Annotated in this window: 17 protein-coding genes and 3 tRNA genes; 14 read left to right on the forward strand and 6 right to left on the reverse strand. The window is 73.8% G+C overall.

Annotation, left to right across the window (positions count from 1 at the left end):
- Nucleotides 1-3 precede the first annotated feature (3 nt).
- Nucleotides 4-375, forward strand: a complete 372-nt coding sequence (locus WBQ80_RS14425; RefSeq protein ID WP_336571834.1) for a cupin domain-containing protein — start codon at nucleotides 4-6, stop codon at nucleotides 373-375.
- A gap of 54 nt (nucleotides 376-429) precedes the next feature.
- Here WBQ80_RS14425 and WBQ80_RS14430 read toward each other — a convergent pair whose 3' ends face one another.
- A complete protein-coding gene (locus tag WBQ80_RS14430; protein ID WP_336571833.1) occupies nucleotides 430-1755 on the reverse strand; it encodes a M23 family metallopeptidase in 1326 nt (441 codons plus the stop codon).
- 196 nt (nucleotides 1756-1951) lie between these two features.
- Here WBQ80_RS14430 and WBQ80_RS14435 point away from each other — a divergent pair.
- The 4 genes from WBQ80_RS14435 to WBQ80_RS14450 all read left to right on the forward strand — a co-directional run bounded on the left by WBQ80_RS14435 (nucleotide 1952) and on the right by WBQ80_RS14450 (nucleotide 2722).
- Nucleotides 1952-2024, forward strand: a tRNA-Glu gene (locus tag WBQ80_RS14435).
- 38 nt (nucleotides 2025-2062) lie between these two features.
- Nucleotides 2063-2136: transfer RNA gene (locus WBQ80_RS14440), tRNA-Asp, on the forward strand.
- A gap of 86 nt (nucleotides 2137-2222) precedes the next feature.
- A tRNA-Phe gene (locus tag WBQ80_RS14445) sits at nucleotides 2223-2295 on the forward strand.
- A 136-nt stretch (nucleotides 2296-2431) separates the two neighbouring features.
- Nucleotides 2432-2722: a hypothetical protein gene (locus WBQ80_RS14450; protein ID WP_336571832.1), complete on the forward strand. Its 291-nt coding sequence runs from the start codon at nucleotides 2432-2434 to the stop codon at nucleotides 2720-2722.
- A 28-nt stretch (nucleotides 2723-2750) separates the two neighbouring features.
- On the opposite strand, the gene WBQ80_RS14455 is transcribed toward WBQ80_RS14450, so the two are convergent.
- Entirely contained in the window at nucleotides 2751-3077 is a 327-nt protein-coding gene (locus WBQ80_RS14455; RefSeq protein ID WP_336571831.1) for a hypothetical protein, read from the reverse strand.
- Between the two features lie 161 nt (nucleotides 3078-3238).
- Here WBQ80_RS14455 and WBQ80_RS14460 point away from each other — a divergent pair, with 161 nt between their 5' ends.
- The 6 genes from WBQ80_RS14460 to WBQ80_RS14485 all read left to right on the forward strand — a co-directional run bounded on the left by WBQ80_RS14460 (nucleotide 3239) and on the right by WBQ80_RS14485 (nucleotide 7059).
- Complete coding sequence (locus WBQ80_RS14460) at nucleotides 3239-3643, forward strand: DUF7882 family protein (RefSeq protein WP_336571830.1); 405 nt, start codon at nucleotides 3239-3241, stop codon at nucleotides 3641-3643.
- 33 nt (nucleotides 3644-3676) lie between these two features.
- Entirely contained in the window at nucleotides 3677-3973 is a 297-nt protein-coding gene (locus WBQ80_RS14465; protein WP_336571829.1) for a hypothetical protein, read from the forward strand.
- A 69-nt stretch (nucleotides 3974-4042) separates the two neighbouring features.
- Nucleotides 4043-4447, forward strand: a complete 405-nt coding sequence (locus WBQ80_RS14470; RefSeq protein ID WP_336571828.1) for a TOBE domain-containing protein — start codon at nucleotides 4043-4045, stop codon at nucleotides 4445-4447.
- An 11-nt stretch (nucleotides 4448-4458) separates the two neighbouring features.
- Nucleotides 4459-5280: a molybdate ABC transporter substrate-binding protein gene (gene modA / locus WBQ80_RS14475; RefSeq protein WP_336571827.1), complete on the forward strand. Its 822-nt coding sequence runs from the start codon at nucleotides 4459-4461 to the stop codon at nucleotides 5278-5280.
- 1 nt (nucleotide 5281) lies between these two features.
- Nucleotides 5282-5956 carry a molybdate ABC transporter permease subunit gene (gene modB / locus WBQ80_RS14480; RefSeq protein ID WP_336571826.1) on the forward strand — a complete coding sequence of 225 codons (675 nt, stop codon included), beginning with the start codon at nucleotides 5282-5284 and terminating at the stop codon, nucleotides 5954-5956.
- Nucleotides 5957-5970: 14 nt separating this feature from the next.
- Complete coding sequence (locus WBQ80_RS14485) at nucleotides 5971-7059, forward strand: ABC transporter ATP-binding protein (RefSeq protein ID WP_336571825.1); 1089 nt, start codon at nucleotides 5971-5973, stop codon at nucleotides 7057-7059.
- Nucleotides 7060-7096: 37 nt separating this feature from the next.
- On the opposite strand, the gene WBQ80_RS14490 is transcribed toward WBQ80_RS14485, so the two are convergent.
- Nucleotides 7097-8053 (reverse strand): helix-turn-helix transcriptional regulator, encoded by a 957-nt coding sequence (locus tag WBQ80_RS14490; protein WP_336571824.1) that lies wholly within the window; start codon nucleotides 8051-8053, stop codon nucleotides 7097-7099.
- A 244-nt stretch (nucleotides 8054-8297) separates the two neighbouring features.
- Between WBQ80_RS14490 and WBQ80_RS14495 the strand changes: the two genes are divergently transcribed.
- Nucleotides 8298-9281, forward strand: coding sequence for a LacI family DNA-binding transcriptional regulator (locus WBQ80_RS14495; protein WP_336571823.1), 984 nt, complete (start codon nucleotides 8298-8300; stop codon nucleotides 9279-9281).
- Nucleotides 9282-9284: 3 nt separating this feature from the next.
- On the opposite strand, the gene WBQ80_RS14500 is transcribed toward WBQ80_RS14495, so the two are convergent.
- Nucleotides 9285-10328 carry a zinc-dependent alcohol dehydrogenase family protein gene (locus WBQ80_RS14500; protein WP_336571822.1) on the reverse strand — a complete coding sequence of 348 codons (1044 nt, stop codon included), beginning with the start codon at nucleotides 10326-10328 and terminating at the stop codon, nucleotides 9285-9287.
- Nucleotides 10329-10579: 251 nt separating this feature from the next.
- Between WBQ80_RS14500 and WBQ80_RS14505 the strand changes: the two genes are divergently transcribed.
- The gene (locus tag WBQ80_RS14505) at nucleotides 10580-11566 is read left to right on the forward strand and encodes an EamA family transporter (RefSeq protein ID WP_336571821.1); all 987 of its coding nucleotides are present in this window, start codon (nucleotides 10580-10582) and stop codon (nucleotides 11564-11566) included.
- Nucleotides 11567-11575: 9 nt separating this feature from the next.
- Nucleotides 11576-12274 (forward strand): alpha/beta fold hydrolase, encoded by a 699-nt coding sequence (locus tag WBQ80_RS14510; protein ID WP_336571820.1) that lies wholly within the window; start codon nucleotides 11576-11578, stop codon nucleotides 12272-12274.
- A 17-nt stretch (nucleotides 12275-12291) separates the two neighbouring features.
- Here the strand turns inward: WBQ80_RS14510 and WBQ80_RS14515 are convergent, their stop codons facing one another.
- Together WBQ80_RS14515 and ypfJ are read right to left on the reverse strand one after the other, a co-directional pair.
- A complete protein-coding gene (locus WBQ80_RS14515) occupies nucleotides 12292-13059 on the reverse strand; it encodes an alpha/beta hydrolase (protein ID WP_336571819.1) in 768 nt (255 codons plus the stop codon).
- A complete protein-coding gene (gene ypfJ / locus WBQ80_RS14520) occupies nucleotides 13056-13934 on the reverse strand; it encodes a KPN_02809 family neutral zinc metallopeptidase (RefSeq protein ID WP_336571818.1) in 879 nt (292 codons plus the stop codon). The genes WBQ80_RS14515 and ypfJ overlap by 4 nt, the downstream gene beginning before the upstream one ends.
- Between the last annotated feature and the right edge of the window lie 285 nt (nucleotides 13935-14219).

Raw genomic sequence — 14219 nt, forward strand, 5'->3', positions numbered from 1 at the left:
ACCATGGCCATCGACGATCCGGCCCCCGGCGCCAGCGCCGGGGACGATCTCCGCGGGCGACTGACGCGACACGAGATCCAGCGAGCAGCGTCCTCGATCCCCGGCCGGGAGATCGTCCAGGTGCTGACCGAGATCCCCGTCGGCGTCTCGTCGGGGTGGCACCGCCATCCGGGCGAGGAGGTCGGGTACCTCCTCGGCGGAACGGTGCGGATGGACATCCGCGGCGCACCGCCGCTGAGGCTCGAGACCGGCGACGGCTTCCTGATCCCGCCGGGCGTCCCCCATAACGCGACCGACCTCGGCCCGGCGCCGGGCCGGATGCTCTCGACCTACTTCGTCGAGACCGGCGAGCCGCTCGCCACGCTCGAGGGATGATCGCGCCGATGCCGCCGCAGGGCGACGGCTGCGCCTCGACGCAGTCCCGCCTCGTCAGCCCAGGTACACACCGCGCGCGGCCATGAACGGCTGCGGGTCGATGCGACTCCACCCGGAGTAGACCTCGAAGTGCAGGTGGCATCCGGTCGACGCGCCCGTCCTACCGCTCGAGGCGATCACCTGGCCCGCGGACACCCACTGGCCGTACCCCACGAAGAGCCCGCCGTAGCGGATGTGGGCATAGCCGGTCGAGATGCCGCCGCCGTGGTCGATCTTGATGAAGTTGCCGTAGCTGCCGGAGTAGCCCGAGAAGACGACCCGGCCGCTCGTCGCGGCGTAGATGGGTGCCGAGCATCCCGTCGCGATGTCGGTCGCGTAGTGGAAGGGATTGGTGCAGTATCCGCCGCTGCAGATCACCTGCCGAGGCCCGTAGACGCCGGAGATGTAGCCGTAGGCGGGCTTGGCCCAGCCGGACCCGCCGCCTCCGCCGCCGCCGCCTCCGCCACCGCCGCCACCGGCGGCGGCCGCGGCGGCCGCCTCGCGCCGGCGGCGCTCCTCCTCGGCCTTGCGCCGACGCTCCTCCTCTTCCTTGCGCTTGCGCTCGCCCTCCTCGTACGCCGCGGTCGTCTTGGCCTCGGTGTCGCGGAGGAACTTCAACTGCTGGTCGAGCTCGATCTTCTTCGACTCGGACTCGGCGAGGGCCGCCTCGGCCGCGGCCTGCGCGGCCTGGGCCGCGGCGAGCGCCTTCTCGGCCGCGATGCGGAGCTTCTCGCGCTCCGCACGGGCGACCTCGGCCTGGTCGGCGAGCGACTGGGCGGTGTTGCCCGCCTCCTTCGCCTGCGCGTAGATGTCGCCGGTCCGCTCGACGAGCTTCTCCATGGAGCCGAGGCGCGAGAGCAGCTCGTCGGTGCGACGCGAGTCGCCCGCGTCGATGAGCATGTTCACGCCGAGGTCGGTGCTGCCCGTGCGATAGAGCTGCGCGGCGACCTGGCCGGCGCTGCGCTCGGCCGCCGCAGCCTCGGCGGCGGCGGCGTCGGCCTGCGACTGGATCTCCTCGGCTCGTCGGACGGCGTCGTCGTACTCCTGCTGCGCGACGAGGAGTTCCTCGGTGCGGCGCTCGGCCTCGGCGCGGGCGACGGCCACGTTCTCCTCGAGCTGGGCGATGAGCGCGATGATCTGGTCCACGGCCGCGGCGGCGGCGCGCGTGTCGGCCTTCGCCTTCTGCAGTTCCGCCCACGTCGGGTAGTCGGCCGCGAAGGCGGGAACGGGGTCGGTGGCGACGCCTCCGGTCGCGGCGAACACGAGGACGACGGCGGCGGCGAGCGCGCGCAGCCGCGACCCGGCGCGGCCGGGTGCTCGGCGCTCTGCGTCTCGCGACATGATCCCCCATCTGCGCGACCGCGAGGGCCCCGCGCTCGTGCGTCCGTGCGGGCAGTGGCCATGTCACCGTAGGCGCGCGCCGTCCCGGATCCGGGGATTTCAGCCCCGCGTGGCGCGCCTCGAACCCTCGTTTTGGAATCTGGCCGCCGAATGCGTATGCTGTCTTCTCGGCGGTCATGCCCCGGCATGACACTCCGGCCCCATCGTTTAGCGGCCTAGGACACCGCCCTTTCACGGCGGCAGCACGGGTTCGAATCCCGTTGGGGTCACCCTGCGATGGGTTTACAATTGAACAGCTTCTCTACGAGGCCCTGTGGCGCAGTTGGTTAGCGTGCCGCCCTGTCACGGCGGAGGTCGCGGGTTCAAGTCCCGTCAGGGTCGCTCAGGCGACAAGCCCTTTCCCTTTCGAGAGAAGGGGCTTTCTCCTTATCGAGGCACCGTTCCGATCCGTCGGCCCGATGCCGCGAGGCTCTGTAGCTCAGTTGGTAGAGCGTTCGACTGAAAATCGAAAGGTCACCGGATCGATGCCGGTCGGAGCCACATGTGAGACCCCCGGTTCGCCGGGGGTTTTCGCGTCTCCGGGCCCCTCGGCGCGCGACGCTCGCGCGTGATTGCAGCAGATGGCGCCGCGGTCAAGGGCGTTCTGCCTTCCGACGCGACCCCCCAGACTGGCGGGATGAGTCCAGGGGGTGCGATGCGCGTGATCAGGATCGTCGTCGACGGCCGGGCGTACTCCCTTCCGGGTGAGCAGGACGCCGATGCGATCATGGGGCGCATCACCCGACTGGTCCGGGCCGGCGGCGGCTTCATGGAGCTCGCGGCCGCTCCCGACCGCGCACTCAACGTGCTGGTGTCGCCCGGCATGAGCCTCACCGTCGAGGTGCTGTCCGCGCCGGAACCGCGGAGCCCGGACCCCGAGCCGGAACCGGTCGACCTGTCGTGGTTCGATCCGTTCGACATGACCTGACGGGGCACGAGGGGACGATGCACGCGCGTCAGTAGTCGTCGACGCGCGGTCCGTCGTCGTCCAGCTCCCCCACCACCGCGCGGTGGCGCAGCTTTCCCGTCTGGGCGACCAGGTAGGCCACGAGCTCCTCGTCGACGACCTCGTCGTGCTCGCCCGGCTCCTCGTCGGCGATGAGCTCGCTGGCCGGGCCGATGAGGACCGTGGAGTGCCCGATCGAGCCGTCCGGGAGGCGGGTCGGGATCCGGACGGTCGCCGACGCCCGCACGTCGGCCAGTGCGCTGGCGTACTCGAGCAGCGCCGCGGCGATCGCCGAACCGGTGAGCACGGAGTCGCCGGAGTAGTGAATCCGGTCCATCCTCCCTGTCTACCCGCAGCGCGGGGAATCCACACGGGCTTGACTGGACCGGACATCGGGTCCGGTCGGGCCGGCGCGCCATCCGGCCGGCCGTCAAGCCCTTGTCCGCCCGATCCGGCGGCGGGACAATCGACATGAGTCACGGGGGGCGGTGGTGCGTCATGGGAAGCCTGACGATCGCGGGGCTCGCCGTCATCGAGCTCGACGACGACCTCGTCGCCCACCTCCATGCGGTCCTCGTCGCCAAGCTCCGGCGGGGCGAACCGGTGCTGCTCGAGTGGACGGACGGCGGCGAGCACGCCCAGCAGATCTGGGTGCATCCGTCGGCGGGGGTGCTGGCCACGTACGACCTTCCTCATCCGCCCGACCTCGACCGGCGGTGGCTGGACCGCCTGATGATCGCCGCGAACTCGGTGTCGGGCATCTCCATCGCTGCGGCCGACCTGCACCGGCACACGCGGGTGGTGCCCTGCGCGACGCGCGCCGTGATGGACGGGGCGCCGCGAGCCCCGATGCCGGTCGCCGCGACCGCTTCGCCGCGATCCCGGCAGGAGACGCACCCCTGAGGCCTCGGGCTCGGCACGGAAGGGCACGACGACATGGAGACGGATGTGAATCGACCGCCGACCGGCAAGCGCGTCCACCTCGTCCGTTGGCTGCCGACCGATGCGGACTGGGTGAGCGAGGTTCGGACCGGACGCTACGTCGGCGGCGACGAACTGCACTGGGTGATCGAGGTCGACGGCGTCCGCCAGAGGTTGGCGCGCTCCGATTGGAGTCGATTCGTGCCCGAGGCGGTCCAGCCGCCTGCGAACCCGCCGGCCCCGGAGATCACGACCATCCCGACCACGGCGCGGCCGATGATGGAGCCGGCCGAGGATACGCCGGCCCAGTGATTCGCGACTGACGCATCCGCGGCGACGGACGGGCGTTCCGTCCGCATCCGCGGCGTACACTGGACCCTCATGACGAGATTGCGGATCCCGGAGGTCGCACGCCTCCTCGGCGTGAGCGACGACACGGTCCGCCGCTGGATCGACCAGGGGCGCCTGCCCGCCGAACGCGGCGCAGGTGGCCGACTGCACGTCGACGGCGCGACGGTCGCCCGCTTCGTCGCCGACCGTCGCCGGGGCGCCGATGACGGCGCGGTGCCGAGCTCGGCTCGGAACCGCTTCGAGGGCATCGTCACGGACGTGCAGCGCGACCGCCTCGTCGCCGTGGTCGAGGTGCAGGCGGGTCCGTTCCGCGTCGTGTCGATGATGACCCGCGAGGCGGCCGACGAACTCGGACTCGAGCCCGGCGTGCTCGCGACGGCCCTCGTCAAGGCGACGAACGTCATCGTCGAGCGCTCCTCGAGCGAGGCGGAGTGAGGGTGCGGCGGGTGGTCGCGGGGCTCGCCGCCGGCGTCCTCGCGCTCGCCGGGTGCGCGAGCACGGCGGCACCCCCGAGCGGGGACGATCCCGGCGACCCTGCTGCGGGCGAGGTCCGCGTCGCAGCGGCCTCCGACCTGAAGTTCGCGCTCGACGAGGTCGTCGACCTCCTCGACGTGACGCATCCCGAGGTCGAGGTGACGACGAGCTACGGCTCGTCGGGCACGTTCCTCTCGCAGATCTCGAACGGCGCGCCGTTCGACGTCTTCCTGTCGGCCGACCTCGCCTACCCGCGACGACTCGTGGAGCAGGGGCTCGCCGCCGAGGGCGACCTCTTCCCGTACGCGGTCGGACGCCTGGTGCTGTGGGCCGGCGACGACAGCCCGCTCGACCCGTCCGAGGGCCTCGCCGCGCTCGCATCGCCCGACGTGCGGCACGTCGCGATCGCGAACCCGGAGCACGCGCCGTACGGGGTCGCCGCCGTGGAGGCGCTCCGCAGCGCGGGCGTGCTCGAGGCGGTCGAGCCGAAGCTCGTCTACGGCGAGAACGTCGCCCAGGCCGCCGAGTTCGTGCAGTCCGGCAACGCCGACGCCGGGATCGTGGCGCTCTCGCTCGTCCGGTCCGATCCCCTGCGCGACGTGGGCGCCTGGATCGAGCTCCCGCTCGACGCCTACCCGCGACTCGACCAGGGCGGCGTGGTGCTCGGGTCGGCGCGGGACCCGGTGGCCGCGCGCGCCGTCCGCGAGGCGCTCCTCAGCCCCGAGGGCGCGGAGATCCTCTCCCGTCACGGGTTCTCGCTCCCGGACGGCCCGGCGGAGGGGGAGGGCGACTGACATGGACTGGGAGGCCATCGGCGTCAGCATCAGGCTGGCCCTCGCGACGACCGCGATCCTGCTCGTGATCGCCGTGCCGCTCGCGGCGTGGCTCGCCTTCACGCGCCGGCGCTGGGCGGTCGTGGTCGAGGCCGTCGTCGCGCTTCCGCTCGTGCTGCCGCCCACGGTGCTCGGCTACTACGTGCTCGTCGCGCTCGGCACCTCGTCGCCGTTCGGCCGGTGGTGGCAGGAGACGACCGGATCGACGCTCGCGTTCTCGTTCGCCGGGCTCCTCGTGGCATCCGTGATCTACAGCATGCCGTTCGCCGTGCAGCCGCTGCTCGCGGCGTTCGCGGGCGTCGACCGGCGCCTGCTCGAGGCGTCGGCGGTGCTCGGCCGCTCCCGCGTGCACGCGCTCGCCCGCATCGTGCTGCCCCTGTCGCGCGCTGGCCTCGCGAGCGCGGCGGTGCTCACGTTCGCGCACACCGTGGGCGAGTTCGGCGTGGTGCTCATGGTGGGGGGCAACATCCCCGGCGAGACGCGCACGGTCTCGGTGGCGGTGTACGACGCCGTGCAGGCCTTCGACTACGAGACCGCGGGCCGCACGAGCCTCGCGCTGCTCGCGTTCTCGCTGGTCGTGCTGACGGCGACGTACGCGATCCAGCGCCACGGCGTCGGGCTCCTGGTGCGCCGATGACGACGGTCGAGCGGATGCCGCAGCGAGACGGCGTCCTCGACGTCGACCTCCGGCTGCGCGACGTCGACGCCGCGTTCGCGATGGGGCTCGAGGAGGCCGGCGTCACCGTCCTGTTCGGTCCGTCCGGCGCCGGGAAGACGACCGTGATCCGCGCCCTCGCCGGCCTGGAGCGCATCGATGCCGGCGTGATCCGCGCCGACGGGGTGCTGTGGGACGACGGCGGCCGGGGTCACGTGCCCGCGCGACGACGCCGGGTGGGCGTCCTCTTCCAGGACCGCGCGCTCTTCCCCCACCTCGATGTCGCGCAGAACGTCGCGTACGGGCTGCGCCGGATGCCGCGCCCGGAGCGCGACCGACGCGTGGCCGAGGTGCTCGAGGCGTGCGCCGTGCCGGGCTACGAGCGCCGCAGGGTGCGCGAGCTCTCCGGCGGCGAGGCCCAGCGCGTCGCCCTCGCACGCGCGCTCGCCCCGGAGCCCCGGCTGCTGCTGCTCGACGAGCCCTTCACCGGCCTCGACCAGCCGACCCGGCGACGGCTCCGGGTCGAGCTCCGGGCGCTCGTGCAGCGCACCGGGGTGCCGGCGCTGGTGGTGACGCACGACCGCGACGAGGCGCTCGCGCTGGGCGATCGCATGGTCGTGCTCATCGGCGGACGCGTCCACCAGGTCGACCCGCCCGCCGTCGTGTTCGACCGGCCCGGCGACGGGCTCGTCGCCGCGGCGGTCGGCATGGACACCATCGTGACCGGGCGGCTCGTCGACGGCTCGCCGGGCGCGGTCGACGTGGGCCCGACCCGCCTCGTCGTGGGGACGCCGCGGGGCGGGATGCCGGGCGAGGTGGCCGTCTGCCTGCGCGCCGCCGACCTCGGCATCGCCGAACGCGGGAGCCGACGCGCGGACGAGGCGACCAACGTGGTGCCGGCTCGCGTGACCGCCGTCGAAGCCGAGGCGGACCTGCTGCGCGTGCGGCTCGACGCGGGGTTCCCCCTCGCGTGCCTCCTGACCCGGCATGACGCGCGCCGGCTTCCCCTCGAGCCGGGCCGCGAGGTGGACGCCGTCATCCCGAGGTCCGCCGTGCACGTCGCGGGGATCGCCGCCGCCGACTGACGCCCCACGGCGCGGCGCTCACGGCCTCCGGCCTGCGTCAGGCGACCCGTCGCCGCCGGCCGCGCGTCTCCGACGGCAACTCGCCGAACGCGCGCTGGTAGGCGTCGGCGAACCGGGGCAGGTGGACGAACCCCCAGCGGCGGGCGATGCCCGCGATCGACTCGGCCGGTTCGGCGAAGCGGAGCTCGTCGCGCACGCCGGCCAGCCGGATGCCCCGCAGGTGGTCGGAGGGCGAGCGCCCGGTCTCGCCCACGAATGCGGCGTGCAGTCCCCGCGTCGAGATGTGCACCGCATCGGCGACGTGCTGCACGGTGATCGGCTCGCCGGCGTGGGCGTGGAGGTGGTCGAGCGCGGCGCGGACGACCGACGACCTCGCTCCCACCGGCACGCGTCGGCCGTCGCCGTCGGCCCAGGCGAGCGGGAAGGCGTTGAGGTAGGTGACGGCGAGCCGGTGGAAGGCGGCCTCCACCACGACCGGCTCGGCGAATGCCTCCGGCGCGGCCAGCATCGCGCGTGCCACGCGCGCGACGGCCGCGTCCCAGTAGCGCCCGAGCACCGGGCTCCGCGCGGCGAGCTCGAGGGGTTCGAGCCGGAGGTCGGGCCGGCCCGAGACCGATCGCGCGACCTCCTCGAGGCGGATGCGGTCGAGCACCACGGCACGCGCGGCGAAGTGGTCCCAGCGCGCCGTCACGCCTTCCGTCGCGTTGATGTACGGGCGCGAGACGTCGATCGGCCGGGCGCCGTGCCGGAGGTCGATGCCGCGTCCGGTCGGCGAGACGACCAGCACCTGGTCGGCCCCCGCCTCGACCGCGGCGGACGCCTCGAAGGCGTAGTCGACGACGGAGAACCCGGGTATCGACTGCGTCCGCATCCACACGCGGAAGGCGTCGGGGTCCACCCGCCCGAACTGCAGGCGGGGCACGAGTGGTGCGAAGGCCTCGCGCGCCGCCTCCGGGTCCGAGGTCGCGAACGAGGTCCGGTCGAGTCCGGGCAATACCGTTCCTATCACCGGCGCGCCCACCGCGCCGGGTCAGCACAGCATACGCGTCGCTCGCCGGATATCCGACATCGGCACGGTTCCCCGTATCGGCGTGCCATCCGCCGCGGACGGGCGTACATTGGTGATGCGGCCGGGTCCGCGCCGGGCTCGGGGGAACACCGGCGCCGGCCCGCCGCTCACTCCTCCCTCCGTCTGCCAATAGGGTGCAGACGAGGGATCGGGAGGCTCGGTGGCGAAGGTGACCAGTGCCGACGTGGCGCGTGCGAGCGGCGTCTCGCGCACGACGGTGAGCTACGTGCTGAACCGCACGCCCGGCGTCTCGGTGTCGGATGCCACACGGCGGCGCGTGCTCGACGCGGCCACGCGGCTCGGCTACGCGCCCTCGGCCGCGGCTCGCACGCTCCGGCGCGGGCGGAGCGACCTGGTGCTGTGCGTGCTCCCGGACTGGCCGGTCGGGTCGGCGGTGGAGGCCGTGATCGACCGGCTCGCCGACGAGCTCGCCGGGCGCGGGATGTCGGTGCTCGTGCATCACGTGCGCGGGGAGCGGCCGCTGACCGACCTGCTGCGCGCCGTCACGCCGCACACGGTCGTGGGGCTCGCGCCCTTCGACCCGGCGGACGTGCGTGCGATGCGGCAGGCGGGCATCGGCGTGGTCGGCACCTCCGACGACGTCGCGTCCGATCCCGGTGCGACGACGGATGCCGCGGCGGACGACCCGCAGCGGCGCATCGGCCTCGTGCAGGCGGAGCGGCTCGTGGCCGGGGGGCGCCGTCGCATCGCGTACGCGGCCACCCCGGATCCCCGCGTGGCGGCCTTCGCCGAGGGCCGCCTCGGCGGGGTGCGGGAGGCGTGCGCATCGCTCGGCCTCGAGCCGCCGGTCGTGGTCCCGGTCGAGCTCGACGAGGGATCCGGGGCGGACGCCGTGCGGGCATGGCGCGCGGCCGGCATCGACGGCGTCGCCGCGTACAACGACGAGGTCGCCCTCGCCGTGCTCGCGGGCGCCCGCGTCGCCGGCGTCGCCGTGCCGGACGACCTCGCCGTCGTGGGCGTCGACGACATCCCCGTCGCCGCCCTCGCCTCGCCGCCGCTCACGACGGTGTGGCAGTCGCTCGACCGGCAGGCCGCCTACCTCGCCGAGTGCGTGGCGGCGGAGCTCGACGGGCTGCCGCAGCCGCGGAGGCCGCGACAGGACGTCGAGCTGGTGCCGCGCGAGTCGGCCTGAGCGCTAGAGCTCGACCACGGTCATGCCCGAACCGGCGCCTCCCGCGCGACCCATGGCGGCGAGCGCCGCGGGGACCTCGTCGAGCGCGATCGTGCGGCCGACGAGCTCGATCGGCCGGAACGCCCCCGAGGCGACCGCGCCGAGCATGTCGGGGTACTCGTGCGCGGCCATGCCGTGGCTGCCCAGGATCTCGAGTTCGCCCGCGATGACCGCGTCCATCGGCATCGCGGCCGTCGCGTCGTCGGCGAGCATGAGGCCGATCTGCACGTGGCGTCCGCGCTTGCGCAGGCTGCGGACGGACGCGAACGAGGTCTCGGGGCTGCCGAACGCGTCGACCGAGAGGTCGACGCCCCCGCCGCTCGCCTCGCGAACGCGGTCGGCGGCGCCCTCGCCACCCCGGATCGGGACGGCCCCGAGGTCGGCGGCGGCCGCCAGCGCGGCGTCGGAGACGTCGACCCCGTACACGCGCACGCCCGCGGCGACGGCGATCATGATCGCCGAGAGGCCGACGCCGCCGCATCCGTGCACCGCCACCTGCTCGCCGGGGTGCAGCCGGCCGCGCGCGATGATCGCGCGATAGGCGGTGGCGAACCGGCAGCCGAGCGAGGCGGCCTCGACGAAGCCGAGCGAGTCGGGCAGCCGGATCAGGTTGAGCTCGGCCTCGTCGACGACGACGTACTCCGCGAACGAGCCCCAGTGCGTGAACCCGGGCTGGCGCTGGTCGTCGCAGACCTGCTCGTTGCCGGACCGGCACTCGTCGCACCGGCCGCACGCGCAGATGAAGGGCGCCGTGACGCGGTCGCCGACGCGCCATCCGCTCGCCGCGTCGATCTCCGCGCCGAGCTCCGCGATCTCGCCGGCGAACTCGTGGCCCGGAACGTGCGGGAGCGCGACGGCGTCGTCGTGGCCCATCCAGCCGTGCCAGTCGCTGCGGCACAGGCCGGTGGCGCGCACGCGCACCAGGGCGCCGCGGGGCGGGCACGCGGGCGGGTCGACCTCGACGAGTTCGGGCTCGTCGCCGAAGCCGCGGTACATGACGGCGCGCACAGGTCCTCCTCGGGGATGGTGGCCGGTCGCGAACCGGATGGCACCCCGTGCGCCGGGTCGCGCGCCCCCTCGGCGATGACGTGACGGATGCCGCGGCGAAGCGACCTCCGGAATCCTATCGGGCCTCGCGGCGACCACGGGCGATCCTCACGTCCGCGCACGCGGGGCTCGTCGCGCGCTCCCCAGCGCCCGCGGGGGCCGGGGTGGCCTCGCACGTTCACACGCCGGGAGCATTGTGGAACAATGCCCCCATGCGCTCCGTCCTCCTGGTGCTCGCCGCCGCCGTGTGCTTCGGCACGACGGGCACCGCGCAGGCGCTCGGCCCCGAAGCCGACCCGCTCTCGCTCGGCGCGGCGCGCATCCTCATCGGCGGAGGCGCGCTCGCCGCGATCGCCCTCGCCGTGCACGTCGCCGGACGCCGGGACGACGCGACCGGGACATCCGTCGCCCCGACGTCCGGCGGCCACGCCGGACCCGCCCGAGTGTCCGGCGCCGTGGGCGCACGGTTCGGCGCGTGGGCCGCGGTCGCGCTCGGGGCGCTCGGCGTGCTCGCCTACCAGCCCGCGTTCTTCGCCGGCACGGCGGCCAACGGCGTGGCGGTCGGCACGGTCGTCGCGCTCGGCTCCGCGCCGGTGCTCACCGGAGTGCTCGACTGGGTGCTCCGACGGCGCTTCCCGGGCCGCGCCTGGATCGCGGCCACCGCGCTCGCGACCTCCGGCGTCGCCGTCCTCGCGGCCTCGACGGGGACCGGCCCCGCCGCGGTGGACCCGCTCGGCGTCGCCGCATCCGTCGGCGCGGGCGCCTCGTACGCGGTCTACACGCTCGCCGGCAAGGCGCTGCTCGACCGCGGCTGGGCGCCCTCGGCGAGCATGGGCGCCATGTTCGGCGTCGCTGCCGCCGTGAGTCTGCCGGTGCTGCTGTCGTCGGACGCAGCCTGGCTCACGACACCCGAGGGACTCGCGACCGCGCTCTGGCTGGGCCTCGTCACGACGACCCTCGCCTACCTGCTCTTCGGCGCCGGGCTGCGGGGCCTCGCGCCGGCCACGGTCTCGACGCTCACGCTCGCCGAACCCCTGACGGCGACGCTCCTCGGGGTGCTGGTGCTGCAGGAGCAGCTGCCCGGCACCGCCGTCGCGGGGCTGCTCGTGCTCGCGTCGGGCATCGTGCTGCTCGCGGTGACGAGCGGTCGACGGATGCCGCCGCGGCCCGTGGCCCTCGGTGTCGGAGGTCGCGCCTAGCCTCGGAGGATGGACGTCATCCTCATCCCCGGATTCTGGCTCGACGCGAGGTCATGGAGCGAGGTGACGCCGGCCCTCGAGGCCGCGGGGCACACGGTCCACCCGCTGACCCTCCCCGGGCTCGAATCCGCCGACGCCCAGCGAGCGGGCATCGGGCTCGACGACCACGTCGAGGCGGTGGTGCGACTCGTCGACGGGCTCGAGGGCCGGGTCGTCCTCGTCGGCCACTCCGGCGGCGGCGCGATCGCCCAGGGAGTCGCCGACCTCCGGCCCGAACGGGTGGCGCGCGTGGTCTACGTCGACGCGGCCCCGATCGCCGACGGGCAGTGCATCAACGACGAGCTGCCGGTGGTCGGCGACGAGATCCCGCTGCCCGACTGGTCGGTCTTCGAGGAGGCCGACCTGGTCGACCTCGACGACGAGCTGCGCGAGCGATTCCGCGCCCGGGCGGTGCCCGAGCCCGCGGCCGTGGCGAGCGATCCGCTCCGCCTGCGCGACGAGCGGCGCCTCGAGGTGCCGATCACCGTCGTCTGCTGCGAGTTCCCGAGCGCGAAGGTGGGCGAGTGGATCGCCGCCGGCGTGCCGTTCGTGCGCGAGCTGGCGTCGCACCGCGACGTCACCTACGTCGACCTGCCGACCGGCCACTGGCCGCAGCTCACCCGTCCCGCCGAGCTCGGGCGGGTGCTCGCCGACGCCGTCGCGGGCTGACGCGTGGCCGCCGGTCCTCAGCGCGCCGGCTGCGCCGCCTCGACGAACTCGGCCACGGCGTCCGCGATCTCCGCGCGCGCGGTCTGCCGGTCGATGGTCGCCGTGCCGTCGCCCGGCTGGTCGCCGTAGTCGCCGAAGGCGGCGTGGTTCGCGCCCTCGATCACGACCGTGACGGCGTCGTCAGGCAGGTTGCCCGAGCGTGCGGCGACGTCCTCGGGCGTGCTGAGCCCGTCGTTCTCGCCGACGATCGACAGTACGGCCAGGTCCGAGTCCGACAGGTCGTCGACGCAGTAGCTGCCGAACAGGATGAGCCCTTCGACCGCCGGCTCGGCGGCGGCGTCGGCTTCGGCGTCGGCGGCGAGTTGGCAGGCGCGCACTCCGCCGAGCGAGTGCCCGCCCACGTACCAGCGTTCGACGTCCGGTGCATCGGCGGTGAACGCCGACAGGGGCCGCGTGTCGAAGAACGCGAGGTTGAGGGTCGGCTCCGTGATGACGACGGTCATGCCGGTCGCCTCGACGATGCCCGCCATCTTGTACAGGTACGCCGACGGTTGCACCTTCGCGCCCGGGATGAACACCAGCCCGGTGTCGGTCGCACCCGTCGTGGGCTCGATCACGATGGACCGGTCGGTGCCCGTGATCTCGACGCCGTTCGAGCGCCAGGCATCGAGCGACGCCTCGCGATCGCCCTCGAACACGAGGCTCGCGTAGACGAGGAACCCGACGACGACCAGGACCACCACGCCGACGACCGCGAGGAGCACGGCGCCGACGCGGCGTGTCACAGCTGGTCCCCGCTCACCTCGAACGTGTCGCATGCGCCGACGCCCTGCTCGAACCCGGTCTCGAACCAGCGCATCCGCTGCTCGCTCGTCCCGTGCGAGAACGTGTGCGGCGTCACCTGGCCCTGCGTCGCCTCCTGAATGCGGTCGTCGCCGACCGCGGCGGCCGCATCGATCGCCTGCTGGTACTCCTCGCGCGAGATGGGCTGGAGGAACGGGTCGCCGTCCGGGTCCTCGGTGCTGGAAGCCGCGGCCGCCCACGAACCCGCGAAGCAGTCCGCCTGGAGCTCCACGCGGACCGCATTGGAGGCGGGACCGGTCTGCCCGTCGCGCGTGGAGTCGAGCACGCCGGCGATGTTCTGGATGTGGTGGCCCCACTCGTGCGCGACCACGTACATCTCGGCGAGCGGCCCGCCCTCGGCACCGAATCGCTGCTCGAGCTGGTCGTAGAAGCTCGTGTCGATGTAGATCGTCTGGTCGGGCGGGCAGTAGAAGGGCCCGGTCGCCGACGACGCGTTGCCGCAGCCCGTCGCGACGGCGTCCTGGAACAGGACGAAGTCCTGCGGCGGGGTGTACTCCAACCCGACGGTCGGCGCGGCCTCCTGCCAGTAGTCCTCGAGCGATGCGGAGGCACCCACCATCCGGCAGTCGATGCGCTCGTTCGCGTCGGCTCCGCTCTGGCACTCCTCGAGCGCGGAGCCCGTCGGTGCGGGCGCCTGCTCGCCGCCGCCGACGAGACCCGAGAGGTCGACGCCGAGGAACTGGGAGATCAGGAACAGCGCGATCGCTCCGAGGCCGCCGCCGACCGCGATGCCGGTGTTGCGTCCGCGTCGCGAGGCCCTGCCTCCGCTGATGTCGGAGTCCGGATTGAACGTCATGCCCTGACGTTACTCCGTGGCGCTTCGGGCAGCATCCGCCTTCCGCTGGTGCGGCGGATCCGATATGGCGTCGTCGTCCTGCCGGGCGTCGTCGTCCTGCCGGTCGTCGTCATCCGGGCGGTCGTCGTCCTGACGGTCAGCATCGTCGTCGGCGTCGTCGTCCGCATCGTCGTCGCCCGCATCGTCGCCGTCGAGGTCGTCGTCTTCGTCGTCTTCGTCTTCGTCGTCGTCGTCGTCGATGTCGTCGTCATCGACGAGATCGGCCCGCTCCTCCTCCTCGAGGTC

The organism is Agromyces sp. CCNWLW213 (assembly GCF_037199545.1).
In the GTDB taxonomy this organism is placed as follows: Bacteria; Actinomycetota; Actinomycetes; order Actinomycetales; family Microbacteriaceae; genus Agromyces.